The organism is Duganella radicis, from assembly GCF_009720825.1.
Classification (GTDB): domain Bacteria; phylum Pseudomonadota; class Gammaproteobacteria; order Burkholderiales; family Burkholderiaceae_D; genus Rugamonas; species Rugamonas radicis.
Genome location: NZ_WNKY01000013.1, coordinates 102,325 through 118,082, shown reverse-complemented (window position 1 = coordinate 118,082; position 15,758 = coordinate 102,325). Strand labels below are relative to the sequence as shown.

Here is a 15,758-nt window from a genome sequence, read left to right as displayed (position 1 = left end):
GCTCTACGCCGGCAGCACACCTTCATGACGGCGCTGCGCGGCTTGCGCGCGCCAGTCGTCGGGGACGATAAATCCCCTCTTCTCTTCCACCAGCCATTCCCCCGCCGGGCGCAGCGCCGCAATCATCAGCGGCGCTGGCTGGCCGTGCACGGCGTCCAGCAAGGCCGCACGCGCTATGCCGGCACTGGCGGGCAGCTTCGCCGGCGCCAGCCATTGCAGGCGCGGCATGATGGCATAGTGCTGGTCCGGCAGGCTGGCGGCCTGTTCCTGTGTCATCCAGAAGCCGTGGCAGTGCTGCCGCGTGATGCCGGGCATGTCCGGCACGGCGTTCGGGTAGAACAGCCAGCCTTTCACCAGCGCTTGCGCGCGCGTGACGGGCAACGGCAGCAGAGCCTGTGCGGCCGGATGCCCGGCCAGCGTGAGTTGCTTGTCGAAGATCTTGCGCATTTTTACGCCCAGCGTGTCGGCCAGGTTGGGGCCGATCAGGCCGTTGAAGCCGGGGCTGTTGGCGTCCAGCAGGTAGAACTTGGTGGCGAATTCGATGTGTCGCAGGCCGACGCCATCGTGCAGCAGGAAATCGAATTCGCCGATGGTGTCGGTGCGGTCGGCGCGGACTTGCAGGCCGTGGGCGTGCAGTTGGCCGTGCTGGGCGAAATAGAAGGCCATCAGCTTTTCGGCGTACAGGCCGAGGCGCGAGATGTGCTTGTCGCCGAGGGCGGCTTGCAAAGGTGATGGATCACGGTCGAGCGCGGCCAGCCAGTCGGCGGTCTGCGGCGAGACCGGGCCCAGCGTGGCGATGCGGCCTTGCCATTGCGGCGCGGACGGATCGAGCAGGTCGGGCGCGTCCAGCAGCCAGGCCAGCGCCCGCACGTGCGGATTCACCAAGTGCGGCCAGCGGCTTTCAAACAGGGCTTGGTAGCCGCCAGCGACAAGCTCGGGCGCGACAGCGGCGAGCGGTGACGTGGCATCGGCGGGCGACGACGTGGCGGCGGCGGATGGCGACGTGGCAGCGGGGAGCGACGACGTGGCGGCGGCGGGTGGCGACGTGGTACCGGCGGGCGACGACGTGGCAGCGGCGCGCTGCTCGGAGAGGCTGCCCGGCGGTGGCACGGCTGGCGCGCCGGGAGGCTGGTCAGGCATGGCTGGATTTCGCCAGGCAGAGGTCGGCCCAGGCCTTGGCTTTGTCTTCCGGCTTGCGCAGCAGGTCGTCCGGGTGGTAGGTGGCGACCACTGGCAGGTTGCTGGCGCCGTAGCGCATCACCTTGCCGCGTGCGGCCGGCCCCATCATCAGGCCTCGGGCGGCGAACTGGCCGAAGGTCATGGCCATGGTGGCGCCGGTCAGCGCCAGTTCGCGGTCCAGGAATGGACGGCAGGCGACCACCTCGTCGGCGGTCGGCATGCGGTCGGCATCATCCGGCGTGGCTGGGCGGCATTTGACCACGTTGGTGATGTAGACCTCGGACTCTGGCTGGAGTTCAACGGCTTTCAGCATATTGTTCAGCAGTAGTCCCGCTTCGCCGCTGACGGCTTGCGCTTGCTCGTCGTCAAGGCGCGATGGCATGCCGCTGATGGCGATCCAGCGCGCGCGCTCCGCGCCACGGCCGTTGACGGCGTTGCGGCGCGTCTCGCACAGCGTGCAGCGCGTGCAGCCAGCAACGGCGGCTTGCAACGCAGGCCAGTCCATCGCAGCAATCGCCTCGTCGCTTAGCGGCGCGTGCCCGGCAGGTTCAGCATAGGCCGGCACGGCGGCCGACGGAGCAGCGGCGGACGGCGGCGGCATAGGCGCGTCGTCAAACCACGCGGTCGATTCTTCGTCAGCTGCGGCGGCTGGCGTTTGGATCGCCGGACGCGGCACAGCGGGCGCGGCGGCCGGACGAGATGGCGGAGCGGACGGCGCACGCGCGGCCTGGCGAGCGTCGGCCGGTGGCGGCGCAGGTGCATCGTCGAACCATGCGGTCGATTCATTGTCGGCCGCGTCGGCTGGCGGTGGCGCAGGCGCATGCTGGGCCGCTGGCGGAGCCTGTGGCGCCGTAACAGGCGTGGCCGCGATGGAGCTCGGCGCGGCGGCAGGCATCCCGGCCGGGGGCGTTTCCTGTTCCGGCAAGCCATCCGCCAGCGCCTGCACAGCCGTGACAAACGGATCGGTCACCTCGCCGCCGCGCAACTTCCACTGCACACCGATGCCCATCTCTTGCAGGAACACCGCATTCCGCGCCAACTGACTCATATGCCAAACCGCATCACAATTGCGTCCTCACGTTGCCCGTCCGCCGCCGGGTAATAGCCCCGACGGCGGCCAATCTGCTTAAATCCATAACGCTCGTAAATCTCCAGCGCGCGCGTATTCGACGGCCGCACCTCCAGCAGCACCGACTCCATGCCCAGGCCACGCGCGCAAGCCACCGACTGATTCAGCAAAAACCGCCCCAGCCCCTGCCCCTGCCGCTCAGCCGACACCGCCACATTCAGCAAATGCGCCTCGTCCACCGCCGCCATCAACAGGAAATAACCGAGCAAATCGCCATCGCGATCGCGCAAGACCCAAGCCTCGTAATGGCTGCTCAGCGAATCCTCGAAGTTGGCCATGCTCCACGGATGCGGATAGACACTCTGCTCCAGCGCAAACACATCGGCCAGATCGGCCTTCCGCATCGGCTCGTAATTGAGCCGCGCCAGATCCCACACCTGCGCCGTCATGCGCCGGCTTCCTTGTTGACCGCCATCTCACGGCGCTCGGCCTGCGTATAAGCGACCTTGTTTCGCAGATACAGCGGTTGCGCATCGGCAGCGGCCACCGTGCGACCGGCGGCAAACGCCACCGCCGCCAGCTGCGCGATCTGCTCCGCGTGCGGCATCACCTCCGCATATCCTCCCGCCGGGAACGCCTCCGCATAGGCCGACAAGCCATTGCCGCAAGCGACCGGCGTACCCTGCGGCCGCACCTCGCCCGGCGCCGACAACACCGGCGGCAGCACCGCCACCGGCTGGCCGTTTTCAAAGCGATACTGCGCCCAATAGACCTCGCCCATGCGCGCATCCAACACCACCAGCACCTCGGCGGCGCCGTGCCGCTGATGACATGCCAGCGCCATCGCGTCCAGCGTCACCACCGGCACCGCCGGCAACTTGCCGCCAAACGCCAGCCCCTGCGCCACGCCGCAAGCGGTGCGCACGCCGGTGAAGGAACCGGGACCGGAACCATAGGCCACCGCATCGCATTCCTGCAAGCTGATGCCGGCTTCGGCCAGCAATTCTTGAATCATCGGCAAAACCGACTGGGAATGGGTACGCACGCCGCTGGAGACGCGGCTGATGATGGCGTCGCCCCGCAGCAGAGCGCAGGAGGCGGTTTCGGACGAGGTTTCAATGGCAAGAATATTAGGCATCCCGTATTTTAACCCGACGCGCCAGCAGGCGCGCCCCCGCAAGGACGGGTAAAATACCGCTTTAGCGCCGAGTGCGCTGTTTGCTATTCACACTATGGCCAGCCTGACCCTGAATTCCGAAAACCGCGAGGACGTCGCCGCCGCCATCGGCGGCGACCGCTGGATCGTCGCCTGCCTGTGCGCGGCGTGGTGCGGCACCTGCGCCAGCTACCGCGCCACCTTCGACGAGGTGGCCGAGCGTCATCCGGACAAATTCTTCGTCTGGATCGACATCGAAGACCACGCCGACATCGTCGGCGACCTGGACGTCGAGAACTTTCCTACCCTGCTGATCCAGCACCACGAAATGGTGGCCTTCTTCGGCACCATGCTGCCGGACGCCGGCGTCGCCCACCGCCTGGTGCAGTCGACCGCCGCGCAGAGCGACGAAGAACTGCAAGAACTGATCATCAACAACGAAGAACGCGCCCAGTGGCAGCGCGACTGCAACCTGCGCGCCCTGCTGCGCGAAGCGCTTTAACCCGGGGTCAGTTCTTGCAATCCAACACGAGCTCAGCCGCGCGCGGCTGAGCTCGTGTTGGATTGCAAGAACTGACCCCGGGTGCGGCTATAAGGTCAGCGGCAGGCTGCGCAGGCGCTTGCCGGTCAGCCTGAAGACGGCGTTGGCCACGGCCGGCGCAATCGGCGGCGTGGTTGGCTCACCCATGCCTTCCGGATGCGCGGCGCTTGGCAGGATGATGGTCTCCACCTCCGGCGCGTGGCTCATGCGCGCCACGGGATAGTCGTGGAAGTTGGATTGTTCAACCTTGCCATCCTTGATGGTCACCGCGCCAGACAGCGCCGCCGACAAGCCAAATATCACGCCCGATTCAGCCTGCTGGGCGATGATGTTGGGGTTCACCGCCAACCCGCAATCGACCGCGCACACCACGCGATGCACGCGGATCTCCGTGCCTTCCACCGACACTTCCGCCACCTGCGCGCAGATGGTACCGAACGACTGGTGCAGCGCCACGCCGTGCGCGCGCCCCTCGGGCGCCGTGCCAGCCCTGGATACCGCAGCATTCAGCACCGCCAGATGGCGCGGATGCTGCGCCAGCAGCTCGCGCCGGAACGCCACACTGTCCTTGCCCGCGGCGTGCGCCAGTTCGTCGACGAAGCTCTCCTTGAAGAAGGCGTTGTGCGAGTGGCCCACCGAGCGCCAGTTCCCCAGCGGTACCGCGCTGTCCACGATCACATGGCGGATGCGCTGGTTGGGGAAGTGGTACTGCATATCGAACTCGCCTTCGGCAGTGCTCTTGTCCGGGCCCGCCGGCGGCAGGCCCAGATTCCGGCGCAGGAACTGGTGCGTCACCGAGCCGCTGGCCGACTTGTTATCGTAGCCCAGCACATTGCCCCTGGCGTCCAGCGTGGCGCTGAAGCGCGCCAGCGCCGCCGGTCGGTACACGTCGTGGGTGGTATCGTCCTCGCGACTCCAGATCATCTGCACCGGATAGCCGTCCGCCTGTTTGGCGATGGCGACGGCCTGCGGCACCATGTCCACATCCAGCCTGCGGCCAAAGCCGCCACCCAGCATGGTGATGTTCAGCACCACGTTCTCCTGGGCGACACCGGCCACCCTGGCCGCCATCGCCACGGCGAAACTTGGCGACTGCGTCGAAGCCCACAAGGTCACCTTGCCGTCCTTGACCTGCGCCGTGCAGTTGACCGGCTCCATGGCCGCGTGAGCCAGGAACGGTGCGCGATATTCGGCCTTCACGGTTTTGGCCACGCCGGCGGCCTTGCCCTCCACCGCATCCATGTCGCCCGCTTTGTAATAGGCGAAGCCGTCTTCCTTATCCAGCTTGGCCGCCAGCTCGGCGTAGATGGCGGCGCTGGACAGGCCGGCGTGCGGGCCGTCGTTCCATTTGATGTCCAGCGCCAGCGCGGCCTGCTTCGCTTGCCAGTAACTTTTGGCGATGACCGCCACGCCGGCGCCGGCGCCCGCGTGCTCCGGCAGCGCGCCATCGTAGTTCACAACCTTGATCACGCCAGGCATCTTGAGCGCGGCGGCGCTATCCACGCTGGCCACCGTGCCGCCGACCACCGGCGACATGCGCACCGCCGCATACAGCATGCCCGGCGGACGCGCATCGATGCCGAAGATGGCCGTGCCATTCACCTTGGACGGCGTATCGCGGCGCGGCTGCGGGCGTCCGATCAATTTGAATTCCTGCGGCGACTTGAGGCGCACCTCGCCCGGCCTGGCTTCGACAGCTTTTGCCGCCAGCGCGCCGTACGCCAGCTTGCGGCCATCGGCATGCAGCACATGGCCGTTGTCGGTGCGCAGGTCTTCGACACGCACACCCCATTCGGTGGCGGCAGCGGCAATCAGCATGGCGCGCGCAGTGGCGCCGGCTTGGCGCATCGGCTCCCAGGCGTCCTTCACGCTGGAGGAGCCGCCCGTTAGATTCAGCCCCAGTTCGCGCGCGACCTTGCCGACCACCCAGGTGACCGTGCTTTTCAGTCGCCCGGTGTCGTCGGGATGGAAGGGCAGCGAGTCCTTGAACACGGCGACATTGCCGAAGATTTTATCGATGGGCGCCTGCACCACCTGCACGGCGGACAGCGGCACGTCCATTTCTTCCGCCACCAGCATCGGCAAGGCGGTATGCACGCCCTGCCCCATTTCGCTGCGCGGCACGGCCACGCTGACCGTGCCGTCCGGGTGGATGCCCACCCAGCCGTTCAGCGCGACGCTGCCGCCGCTCAAGGGCAGTGGAGTTGATCCATTCAGGCGCTGGCGCGGCGGCATGACGCCCCAGCCAACCACCAATGCCCCCGTTACCGCGAGGCCGCCCAGAATAAAGCGGCGGCGCGATGTGCTCTTCGCTCCCTGCATACATTGCCTCCACTGATAATCTTGTTATTTTTGCCAGCGTGTGAGCATATCATCCGCCGCCAGTGGACGGCTATAGAAGTAGCCCTGCGCGAGATTGCAGCCGTGGCGCAGCAGGAACGCCGCCTGTTCCTCGGTCTCCACGCCTTCCGCGATCACCGACAGGTTCATGCTCTTGCCCAGCTGGATGATCGCAATCGCGATCGCCTCGTCATTGGCGTCGGTCGAAATATCCTTGATGAAGGAACGGTCGATCTTCAAGGTCTCCACCGGCAGCTGCTTCAGATACGCCAGCGAGGAATAGCCGGTGCCGAAATCGTCAATCGCCAGCGCCACGCCGATGGAGTGCAGGTCGTTGATGAAGACCATGGCGTCGCCGGTGTTCATGATCACCGACTCGGTCACTTCCAGCTGCAAGCGCTGCGGCTCCAGTCCCGTATCGCGCAGGATGTCCGCCACCATGTTGACGATGGAGCCGCGCTCGAATTGTTTGGCCGAGAGGTTGACCGCGATCTTCGGCACGTGCAGGCCGGCCTCCTGCCAGCGCACCATCTGGCGGCAGGCCTCGTGCAGCACCCACTTGCCCAGTTGGTTGATGAAGCCCGTGTCCTCGGCCAGCGGGATGAAGCGGATCGGCGGAATCAGGCCCAGTTCCGGATGGTTCCAGCGCACCAGCGCTTCCACGCCGATCAGGCGACCGGTATCGATTTCGACTTGCGGCTGGTAGTTGAGGAAGATCTCCTCTTTTTCGATCGAGCGGCGCAGGAAGGTTTCCAGCCGCAGGCGCTCGACGCCCTCGCCCGTCATCGACGGCGCGTAGAAGCTGAAGCCATTGCGGCCGCGCGCCTTGGCCTGGTACATGGCCACGTCGGCGTTACGGATCAGCATATTCAGGTCGGAGGCGTCGTCCGGGAACAGCGAGATGCCGACGCTGCACGTGACGAACAATTCGTGGCCGGCCACCATGAACGGTTCTTCAAACATCTGCACCAGTTTTTCCGCGACCTGGCTGGCGCCGTACTGGTTCTCGATATCTTCCAGCAGCACGATGAATTCGTCGCCGCCCAGACGCGCCAGCGTGTCGCCCTCGCGCAGGCGGTCTTGCAGCGCCTTGGCCACTTGCTTGAGCAGCTCGTCGCCGATGTGATGGCCCAGCGTGTCGTTGACGTTCTTGAAGCGATCCAGGTCGATGAACAGCAGCGCCAATTGTTCGCCATCGCGCGAGGCGCGCTGCAAGGCGTGCTGCAAGCGGTCGTGGAACAGCAGGCGGTTCGGCAGCGCGGTCAGCGGGTCGTGGTGGGCCAGGTGATCCAGCTTTTCCTGCGACTCCTTGGCCTTGGTGATGTCGCTGAACACGCCGACGTAATGCGTGGCCTCGCCGCCCGGATCGCGCACCGCGCTCACGGTCAGGAATTCCAGATACAGCTCGCCGTTCTTGCGCTTGTTCCACAACTCGCCGCGCCAGAAGCCTTTTTCCAGCTGTTCCTGCCACATCTCTTCGTAGAAAGCGGCGTCGTGACGGCCGGAGCGCGTCAGCGTGCGGTCCTTGCCGATGGCTTCCGCCTCGGTGTAGCCGGTGATCAGGGTGAAAGCCGGATTGACGGCCACGATGATGCCCTGCGCATCCAGCACCACCACGCCGTCGGCGATGTGCTCGATCACGGTGGCCGACAGGCGTAGCTTCTCTTCCGCCTCCTTGCGCGCGGTGATGTCGGCAAACACCCAGATGCTGCCTTCGTTGGCGCGGTTGCTGTCCAGCGCATAGCCGCTGACCATGCACCAGAACAGGCGGCCGTCCTTGCGGCGGTACTGGCGCTCTTCACTGAAGTAGTCGCCCTGCGACAGCGACGGATACTGGCGCGCGCCCGACGATTCATAGTCGAAAGCGTTCAGGAACATCATCGAGGTCGACGCGCCGGTCATCTCGCCCGGCTCGTAGCCGAACAATTCCTCGCAGCGGCGGTTGACCGAGACGATCGCGCGGTGGCGCACGAACATCACGCCGAACATCACGTTATCCAGGATCGCGCTTTGCTCGGCCAGCAGCGCCTCGATGCGCATTTCATTATGCTTGCGCTGACTGATGTCGGAGATGATGCCGTCCACCCACGGCGCATCGCGGTCGCCGTCCGGCAGTTGCGGCTGGCCGTTCTCCTGCACCCAGCGCTCGGCGCCGGAAGCATCGAGGATGCGGTATTCGATTTCGTAAGGCTGGCCGTCGCGGATGGACTGGCCGATCACGCGGCGCTGCTTCTTGCGGTCTTCCGGCGCGATCAGGTTGGTCCAGGAATGCGTGGTGCTGCGCATGAATTGTGCGGCCGAGTAGCCGGAGATATCTTCGATCGCGTCGGACACGAAGTCAATCGGGCCATCGGGACGGAAGCGGAACACCGCGCCCGGCACCTGCGTGACGATGGTGCGGAAGCGCTCCTCGCGCTGGCCGATGTCCTCGAACAGGCGCTTGATCGCCACCCGCATCTGCTCCAGTTGCTGCGCCAGACGGCCCAGTTCATCGCTGCCGGTGACGTCGAGGCGGGTTTCGAAGTCGCCGTGCGACAGGCGGTCGGAGAAGCGCATCAGCTTGCGCAGCGGCTTGATCAGGCGCGAATTCAGGAACAGCACGATCAGCAGCAAGGACACCATCAGCTGCGCCGCCAGCACGAACACATAGGACAGCTGCTTTTCGCGCAGCTCCTGCTGGCTGCGGGCGTCGTCCATCTCGACCATGATGCGGCCGATGCGCTCGCCGCGCACCAGGATCTCGCGCTCGGCGCGATACACATTGCCGCTGGCCACGCGCGGCGAGCGCACGTGCATGAACTGGGTGTCGGCCTGGCCGACCACCTGCACTTGCAGCACCGAGCGGTCGCGCATCACCGATTCCACCAGCGAATGGGCCGATTCGGCATTCATATTCCACAGGGACTCCTGCATGCCCAGCGCCAGGATGTCGGCATTGCGCTGCAAGGATTCGTTCAGGGCCACGCGCGCCGATTGCTGCTCGTGCACGCCGATCAGCAGATAACTGCCGATGATGGCCGGGATCACCAGGCCGCCAAACACCACCACCAGCAAGGCGCCATAAATGGATAGACCGTACAGCGCGCTCAGGCGGGCGCGCATTCGCTTATAAAGAGCACTAGTCATGCACCAGCAGCGTAATAGTAAATTGGCATCATCGGTCTAAATTGTTACTTTCTAGGAATTATGCCCGGAAAAACTACTGGCGTAAGCAAAAATCCGCCAGCCGCGCTATGATCGCGACTCTTTTTCCCACACATAGGAATTCGCCATGACCACCTTCTCCATGTACTCCGCCTCCATTCCTGTGTTCAAGCAGATTCTGAACAGTCTGCACGCCATCCTGGAAAAGGCTGAAGCCCACGCCGCCGACAAGAAAATCGACCCGGCCGCGCTGCTGCAATGCCGCCTGTTCCCGGACATGCTGCCGTTCACGCGCCAGATCCAGATCGCCTGCGATTTCGCCAAGGGCGCGGCCGCACGCCTGGGCGGCCAGGAAGTGCCGTCGTATGAAGACAAGGAAGTGACTTTCGCCGAGCTGAAAGCGCGCATCGTCAAGACGCTGGACTACATCAACAGCGTGCCGCAGGCGCAGATCGAAGGCAGCGAAGGCCGCGCCATCACCACCGGCAGCGGCGAGAAGACCAAGCACTTCGTCGGCCAGACCTATCTGTTCCACTACGCGCTGCCGCACTTCTACTTCCACGCCACCACCGCTTACGACATCCTGCGCCATAACGGCCTGGAAATCGGCAAGAAGGACTTTATCGGTTCGTACTGATCAAGTATTCCGGCGCGGGTAGCCCTGCGCCAGGATGCGCTGCCAGACGACTTCCTTCTGTTCGGCAGTCATCGCCACCCAGTGCGCCACCTCGACGACGGTCCTGCCGCAGCCGCGGCAAATCTCGTCGAAGGTGGTCGAGCACACCGCCACGCAGGGCGTGTCGGGACGGATGGGCAGGTCGCTCATGGCTTCTCCATGAGTTTGTCCCAGCCGTCGTGGCCAAGCTGTTCCAGCTTTTCGATATTCTTGTCAAAAATTTCAGATGCGTCCGGGAATGCCTCGACCGCGCGGTCGATGCTGTCCTCGCGCAGCAGATGCAGGGTCGGATACGGCGAACGGTTGGTGTAGTTGCCGATGTCGTTCTTGTCCGTATCCGCGAACTGGTAGTCCGGGTGGAAACTGGCCACTTGCAGGAAGCCGTCCAGGCCCAGATCTTCCAGCGCGGCGTCGGCGACGTCGAGGAACTCGTTGTAGTCGAAGAAATCGGTCAGCACGTTGGGATGGATCAGCAGCGTGGTGTCGACCTTTTCCGGATCGGCATCGGCCAGATACTGTAGCTCTTCCATCAATTTTTCCAGCAGCTGTTCCGGCGTTTCCGCCTCGCTGACCACGTAACGCACCTGCTTCTTCACGTGCACCGCCTTGGCGAAGGGGCACAGGTTCAGGCCAATGACGGCCTTTTCCATCCAGTGAACGGTGTCGGCGATGACCACGTCGCGATCGATGGGACTACTCATATTGCAATTCCTCGGTAACAGCGCAAAGACAGGATTGTACGCAAATTTGCAGCGATCTCGCTCTTAATTACTGGGAACTGTTGCATATAAGAATTTGTCATAAGGGTGACATATTTCTTGACTCGGCCGGATGACCTTCGTACACTCCACGTTTAATTCATAGTCCACGCGATGTTTCTTGTCGCCAACCATGGAAAACTATGCAAGCACGAATTCCAAAATCTGCCGCATTGGCTGCCCTGTTAGCGCTACTAGCGCCGGTGCTGGCCCAGGCGCATGACGAGGCGCCGGGCCTGCCGACGGTCACCACCGCGCTGTCTCCCCTGCCGAAATCCCCCACCCTTGATGTCTCCTCCCTGAAAATCAACAAGCCGGCCAAACTGGTCGACGAAGAGGCTTTCCGCGAAAAAGACGTCTGGGGCCGCATTCGCAGCGGCTATGCCATTCCCGATGTGAATAACGACCTGGTCGCCAAGCACATCAACTGGTACGCCACCCGCCCGGACTACATCGCCCGCACCACCGCGCGCGCCTCGCTGTACCTGTTCCACGTGGTGTCCGAGCTGGAAAAGCGCGGCATGCCGACCGAACTGGCGCTGCTGCCTTTCATTGAATCCGCCTTCAACCCGAACGCCCTGTCCAGCGCCAACGCCGCTGGCATGTGGCAGTTCGTGCCGGGCACCGGCCGCGATTTCAACCTGAAGCAGGACGCCTTCAAGGACGAGCGCCGCGGCATCCTGGCCTCGACCGACGCCGCCCTGACCTATCTCCAGCGCCTGTACGATATGTTCGGCGACTGGCAGCTGGCCCTGGCCGCTTACAACTGGGGCGAAGGCTCGGTGCAGAAAGCCATCAAGCGCAATCAGGCCGCCGGCAAGCCGACCGACTTTGAAAGCCTGGCCGACCTGATGCCGGCCGAAACCCGCAATTACGTGCCCAAGCTGCAAGCGGTGAAGAATATCGTCGCCAATCCGCAGCAGTACAACCTGAGCCTGCCGGCCATCGACAATTCGCCGTACTTCACGGCGGTCGACAAGACCAGCGATATCGACCTGACCGTGGCCGCCCATCTGGCCGAGCTGTCGGTGGACGAGTTCAAGGCGCTGAATCCGCAATTCAAGCGCCCGGTGATCGTCGGCGGCGAGGACACCAAGATCCTGCTGCCGAAGGAAAACGCCGAGAAGTTCCACATCAATCTGGCCCAGTGGAGCAAGGAACTGTCGACCTGGAGCACGCACAAGATCACCAGTGCGCGCGAATCGATCCGCTCGCTGGCCTCGCGCTTCCACACCTCGCCCGAGGTGATCCGCCAGGCCAACAACATCCCGCAGAATTCGGTGCTGAAAGCCGGCTCCACCATTCTGGTGCCCAAGCTGTCGGCCTCGGTCAACACCAATATTGGCGCCGAGGTGGCCGACAACGCCACCGTAGCCTTCGAGGACGAACGCGCTGGCAAGTCGGCCGCCAAGGGCTACAAGCAGGCCAAGGCCGGCAAGTCGGAGAAATCCAGCCCGGTCGCTCTGGTCAAGGCGCGCGTGCCGCGTGACGCCGCCAAATCCAAAAACCACCGCAAGACCAATCACTGACAAAGGTTGCAGTCGCGGCGTAGTCGCCCTACAATCTTGGTCTTAAAAAAACACAACCCAACTGCCGTGCCAGCCAGCTCCCGGGAGCAAGCGAGTGCACGGCAGTCGCACTCGGAGTCCCTATGGCGTTCTTGCAAGGCAAAAAAATCCTCATCACTGGTTTGCTGTCGAACCGTTCCATCGCTTACGGCATCGCCCAAGCCTGCAAACGCGAAGGCGCCGAGCTGGCGTTCACCTACGTCGGCGACCGCTTCAAGGACCGCATCACCGAATTCGCCGCCGAATTCGGCAGCAACCTGGTGTTCGACTGCGACGTGTCGAGCGATGAGCAGATCGAGGCGCTGTTCGCCGACCTGGGCAAGAGCTGGTCGCAGCTGGACGGCCTGGTGCACGCGATCGGCTTTGCGCCGCGCGAAGCCATCGCCGGCGAATTCCTGGACGGCCTGACCCGCGAAAACTTCCGCGTGGCGCACGACATCTCGGCCTACAGCTTCCCGGCCCTGACCAAGGCCGCCCTGCCGCTGCTGAAGGAAGGCTCGTCGGTGCTGACCCTGTCCTACCTGGGCGCGGTCCGCGCCATCCCTTACTACAACACCATGGGCCTGGCCAAGGCCTCGCTGGAGGCGTCGGTGCGCTACCTGGCGGAAAACCTGGGCAAGAAAGGCATCCGCTCGAACGGCATCTCGGCCGGCCCGATCAAGACCCTGGCCGCGTCCGGCATCAAGGATTTCGGCAAGCTGCTGGGCTTTGCCGCCTCGCACGCGCCGCTGCGCCGCAACGTCACCATCGAAGAGGTCGGCAACACCGCCGCCTTCCTGCTGTCCGACCTGGCCTCGGGCATCACCGGTGAAATCACTTACGTCGACGGCGGTTTCTCGCACGTGATGGGCCTGAACGCGGAAGACTACCAGTAAGCCGCTGTCGCCCCGCAGCCCGCCAAAAGCCCTGCTTGCAGGGCTTTTTTCTTGTCCGGAGGACTTGAAAAAGCTTATACTTTAGAGAACTAAAAATAACATCAAACTAGGGCAGCAAGTGAACAGAACCTCCTCCGTCGATCAACTGATCGCGCCGGACCCGGCACGCATGCGCAAAGTGCTTTTCATCCTCAGCGAGCTGGAGGATGAGGACGTGGAATGGATCGCCAACAACGGCGACCGCCTGCGCTATCCGGTGGGCGCGGAAATCATCGCCTTCAACAGCCACGTCGACAGCGTGTATTTCGTGCTGGACGGCACCTTCTCCGTGTTGAGCGGCAACGACGAACAGATCGTCGAGCTGAGCAATGGTGAAATCATCGGCGAAATGTCGCTGGTCGATCCGGCCCGCACCACCGCCTCGGTGCGCGCCAACGAGGGCGCGGCCGCGCTGCGCCTGTCGCACGCCCGCCTGCGCGAGAAACTGGACGCCGACGCGCCGTTCGCGGCCCGCTTCTACCGCGCGCTGTCGGTCTTCATGTCGGCGCGCATGCGCCAGACCACGCGCCGCTTCGGCTACGGCGCGCTGAGCGAGCCGGTCGAGCCGCAGGCCGAGGAAATCAGCGAGGAAATGTTGGCCAAGGCACATCGCGCCAGCCTGCGTTTCGAGCGCCTGTTGAAACGAATGGCCAGCTGATCTGTACAAGAGTGTTAAATTAGGGCATAATACCGGCCTTGCGCTGAAATCCCTGTGTCAGTCGATAGCAAATCGCTACCAAAGATTCAGCCAGTTGATAGTTAAGCAGCTACGCAAGCCTCACAGCGCATCGTTCGGATGCCCTTATAAAGCCCTCCCGCCTCTGGTGTCGTTGATCTGACACCGTCCCGGCGCAAAGCTTTTGTGCCGAAATTTCTTTCGATTCTGATTGAATCATTTCGTTTTGGTAGGCGTTGCTATTTCGCGTTCCGCTCCGGCGTGGACGCTGCATTTTTACGAAAGAAAAGCATGACATTTGAAGCACTAGGTCTCAACACGTCCATCCTCAAAGCCCTGACCGACGCCGGCTACACCAAGCCGACCCCGGTGCAGGAGCAGGCAGTGCCGGCCGCCATCGCCGGCAAGGACTTGTTGGTATCCTCGCAAACCGGTTCCGGCAAGACCGCGGCCTTTATGCTGCCGTCGCTGCACCGCCTGGCGGCCATCGAGCCTGCCGCCGCCGGCAAGACCCCGAATCAAGAAATGCAAGCCGCCCGCGCGCGCGGCGAACGTCCACGTTTCAAGCCTGCCCAGCCGAAAATGCTGGTGCTGACCCCGACCCGCGAGCTGGCCCTGCAAGTCACCACCAACACCGACAAGTACAGCGTCAACCTGCGCCGCATCAAGGCCGTGTCGATCCTGGGCGGCATGCCGTATCCAAAGCAGATGCAACTGCTGACCAAGAATCCTGAAATCCTGGTCGCCACCCCGGGCCGCCTGATCGACCACATGGAATCGGGCAAGATCGACTTCTCGCAACTGGAAATCCTGGTGCTGGACGAAGCCGACCGCATGCTGGACATGGGCTTCATCGACGACATCGAAAAGATCGTTGCCGCGACCCCGGAAGGCCGCCAGACCATGCTGTTCTCGGCCACGCTGGACGGCGTGGTGGGCAACATGGCGCGCCGCATCACCAAGGAGCCGCAGATCATCCAGATCATGAGCGCGGCCAACAAGCACGAGAACATCACCCAGCGCGTGCACTTCGTCGACGACCTGTCGCACAAGAACCGCCTGCTGGACCACCTGCTGCGCGACGAGACCATGGCCCAGGCCGTGGTGTTCACCGCCACCAAGCGTGACGCCGACACCATCGCCGACCGCCTGAACATCGCCGGCTTCTCGGCCGCCGCGCTGCACGGCGACATGCACCAGGGCGCCCGCAACCGCACCTTGGAAAGCCTGCGCCGCGGCCACGTCAAAGTGCTGGTGGCAACCGACGTCGCCGCCCGCGGCATCGATGTGCCGACCATCACCCACGTGTTCAACTACGACCTGCCGAAGTTCCCAGAGGACTACGTGCACCGCATCGGCCGCACCGGCCGCGCCGGCCGCAACGGCCTGGCGATCTCGCTGGTGAACCACGCCGAAGGCATGCACGTGAAACGCATCGAGCGCTTCACCAAGCAAATGATTCCGGTGAACGTGATTGAAGGTTTCGAGCCGAAGAAAACCAGCTTCCCGCCACGCTCCTCGCGTCCGGGCGGCTGGAAGCCGGGCGACAACCGCAGCGGCGGCAAGCCAGGCCAGCGCTCGTTCAGCAAGCCGGGCGCCCCGCGCCGCGACGGCGTCACCGGCTCGAACGAAGGCTACAAAGGCCCGGGCTTCAAAGCCAATAATCCGTACAATAGCGACCGTCCACGTCGCAGCTACGGCGACCGTTAATCCGGTCAGCGCATGAGCAAACGGCCG

Annotated in this window: 14 protein-coding genes; 6 read left to right on the top strand and 8 right to left on the bottom strand. The window is 63.9% G+C overall.

Going from position 1 to position 15,758, the window contains the following annotated elements; genetic code table 11:
- Positions 1-3 precede the first annotated feature (3 nt).
- Genes GM676_RS14245 through tsaB form a run of 4 tightly spaced genes read right to left on the bottom strand, consistent with a single transcriptional unit; the run spans position 4 to position 3,386 of the window.
- Positions 4-1,140, bottom strand: a complete 1,137-nt coding sequence (locus GM676_RS14245) for a DUF1853 family protein (RefSeq protein ID WP_211923231.1) — start codon at positions 1,138-1,140, stop codon at positions 4-6.
- Positions 1,133-2,227 (bottom strand): uracil-DNA glycosylase, encoded by a 1,095-nt coding sequence (locus GM676_RS14240; protein WP_155464309.1) that lies wholly within the window; start codon positions 2,225-2,227, stop codon positions 1,133-1,135. Before GM676_RS14240 ends, GM676_RS14245 begins: the two co-directional genes overlap by 8 nt.
- Positions 2,224-2,697 (bottom strand): ribosomal protein S18-alanine N-acetyltransferase, encoded by a 474-nt coding sequence (gene rimI, locus GM676_RS14235; protein WP_155464307.1) that lies wholly within the window; start codon positions 2,695-2,697, stop codon positions 2,224-2,226. Before rimI ends, GM676_RS14240 begins: the two co-directional genes overlap by 4 nt.
- On the bottom strand, positions 2,694-3,386 hold the full coding sequence (gene tsaB / locus GM676_RS14230) for a tRNA (adenosine(37)-N6)-threonylcarbamoyltransferase complex dimerization subunit type 1 TsaB (RefSeq protein ID WP_155464305.1): 693 nt from the start codon (positions 3,384-3,386) through the stop codon (positions 2,694-2,696). Before tsaB ends, rimI begins: the two co-directional genes overlap by 4 nt.
- Before the next feature lie 94 nt (positions 3,387-3,480).
- Here tsaB and GM676_RS14225 point away from each other — a divergent pair, with 94 nt between their 5' ends.
- Complete coding sequence (locus GM676_RS14225; RefSeq protein WP_155464303.1) at positions 3,481-3,906, top strand: thioredoxin family protein; 426 nt, start codon at positions 3,481-3,483, stop codon at positions 3,904-3,906.
- A gap of 87 nt (positions 3,907-3,993) precedes the next feature.
- Here GM676_RS14225 and GM676_RS14220 read toward each other — a convergent pair whose 3' ends face one another.
- Complete coding sequence (locus GM676_RS14220) at positions 3,994-6,267, bottom strand: xanthine dehydrogenase family protein molybdopterin-binding subunit (RefSeq protein ID WP_155464301.1); 2,274 nt, start codon at positions 6,265-6,267, stop codon at positions 3,994-3,996.
- A gap of 24 nt (positions 6,268-6,291) precedes the next feature.
- Positions 6,292-9,411: a bifunctional diguanylate cyclase/phosphodiesterase gene (locus tag GM676_RS14215; protein ID WP_155464299.1), complete on the bottom strand. Its 3,120-nt coding sequence runs from the start codon at positions 9,409-9,411 to the stop codon at positions 6,292-6,294.
- Between the two features lie 145 nt (positions 9,412-9,556).
- Between GM676_RS14215 and GM676_RS14210 the strand changes: the two genes are divergently transcribed.
- Positions 9,557-10,066, top strand: coding sequence for a DUF1993 domain-containing protein (locus GM676_RS14210; RefSeq protein ID WP_155464297.1), 510 nt, complete (start codon positions 9,557-9,559; stop codon positions 10,064-10,066).
- Here GM676_RS14210 and GM676_RS14205 read toward each other — a convergent pair whose 3' ends face one another.
- Together GM676_RS14205 and GM676_RS14200 are read right to left on the bottom strand one after the other, a co-directional pair.
- Positions 10,067-10,255 carry a DUF1289 domain-containing protein gene (locus tag GM676_RS14205; protein ID WP_155464295.1) on the bottom strand — a complete coding sequence of 63 codons (189 nt, stop codon included), beginning with the start codon at positions 10,253-10,255 and terminating at the stop codon, positions 10,067-10,069.
- The gene (locus tag GM676_RS14200) at positions 10,252-10,806 is read right to left on the bottom strand and encodes a DUF1415 domain-containing protein (RefSeq protein WP_155464293.1); all 555 of its coding nucleotides are present in this window, start codon (positions 10,804-10,806) and stop codon (positions 10,252-10,254) included. Before GM676_RS14200 ends, GM676_RS14205 begins: the two co-directional genes overlap by 4 nt.
- 200 nt (positions 10,807-11,006) lie before the next feature.
- On the opposite strand from GM676_RS14200, the gene GM676_RS14195 reads away from it, so the two are divergent.
- The 4 genes from GM676_RS14195 to GM676_RS14180 all read left to right on the top strand — a co-directional run bounded on the left by GM676_RS14195 (position 11,007) and on the right by GM676_RS14180 (position 15,731).
- Positions 11,007-12,392, top strand: a complete 1,386-nt coding sequence (locus GM676_RS14195; protein ID WP_155464291.1) for a transglycosylase SLT domain-containing protein — start codon at positions 11,007-11,009, stop codon at positions 12,390-12,392.
- Between the two features lie 122 nt (positions 12,393-12,514).
- Complete coding sequence (gene fabI / locus GM676_RS14190) at positions 12,515-13,306, top strand: enoyl-ACP reductase FabI (RefSeq protein ID WP_155464289.1); 792 nt, start codon at positions 12,515-12,517, stop codon at positions 13,304-13,306.
- A gap of 118 nt (positions 13,307-13,424) precedes the next feature.
- Positions 13,425-14,003 carry a cyclic nucleotide-binding domain-containing protein gene (locus GM676_RS14185; RefSeq protein ID WP_155464287.1) on the top strand — a complete coding sequence of 193 codons (579 nt, stop codon included), beginning with the start codon at positions 13,425-13,427 and terminating at the stop codon, positions 14,001-14,003.
- A gap of 309 nt (positions 14,004-14,312) precedes the next feature.
- Positions 14,313-15,731 carry a DEAD/DEAH box helicase gene (locus GM676_RS14180; RefSeq protein WP_155464285.1) on the top strand — a complete coding sequence of 473 codons (1,419 nt, stop codon included), beginning with the start codon at positions 14,313-14,315 and terminating at the stop codon, positions 15,729-15,731.
- The last annotated feature ends 27 nt before the right edge of the window (positions 15,732-15,758 follow it).

Excerpts from the sequence above, each read along its gene's own strand:
- GM676_RS14245 (WP_211923231.1), bottom strand. The coding sequence starts at position 1,140 with ATGCCTGACCAGCCTCCCGGCGCGCCAGCCGTGCCACCGCCGGGCAGC.
- GM676_RS14240 (WP_155464309.1), bottom strand. The coding sequence starts at position 2,227 with ATGAGTCAGTTGGCGCGGAATGCGGTGTTCCTGCAAGAGATGGGCATC.
- rimI (WP_155464307.1), bottom strand. The coding sequence starts at position 2,697 with ATGACGGCGCAGGTGTGGGATCTGGCGCGGCTCAATTACGAGCCGATG.
- tsaB (WP_155464305.1), bottom strand. The coding sequence starts at position 3,386 with ATGCCTAATATTCTTGCCATTGAAACCTCGTCCGAAACCGCCTCCTGC.
- GM676_RS14225 (WP_155464303.1), top strand. The coding sequence starts at position 3,481 with ATGGCCAGCCTGACCCTGAATTCCGAAAACCGCGAGGACGTCGCCGCC.
- GM676_RS14220 (WP_155464301.1), bottom strand. The coding sequence starts at position 6,267 with ATGCAGGGAGCGAAGAGCACATCGCGCCGCCGCTTTATTCTGGGCGGC.
- GM676_RS14215 (WP_155464299.1), bottom strand. The coding sequence starts at position 9,411 with ATGACTAGTGCTCTTTATAAGCGAATGCGCGCCCGCCTGAGCGCGCTG.
- GM676_RS14210 (WP_155464297.1), top strand. The coding sequence starts at position 9,557 with ATGACCACCTTCTCCATGTACTCCGCCTCCATTCCTGTGTTCAAGCAG.
- GM676_RS14205 (WP_155464295.1), bottom strand. The coding sequence starts at position 10,255 with ATGAGCGACCTGCCCATCCGTCCCGACACGCCCTGCGTGGCGGTGTGC.
- GM676_RS14200 (WP_155464293.1), bottom strand. The coding sequence starts at position 10,806 with ATGAGTAGTCCCATCGATCGCGACGTGGTCATCGCCGACACCGTTCAC.
- GM676_RS14195 (WP_155464291.1), top strand. The coding sequence starts at position 11,007 with ATGCAAGCACGAATTCCAAAATCTGCCGCATTGGCTGCCCTGTTAGCG.
- fabI (WP_155464289.1), top strand. The coding sequence starts at position 12,515 with ATGGCGTTCTTGCAAGGCAAAAAAATCCTCATCACTGGTTTGCTGTCG.
- GM676_RS14180 (WP_155464285.1), top strand. The coding sequence starts at position 14,313 with ATGACATTTGAAGCACTAGGTCTCAACACGTCCATCCTCAAAGCCCTG.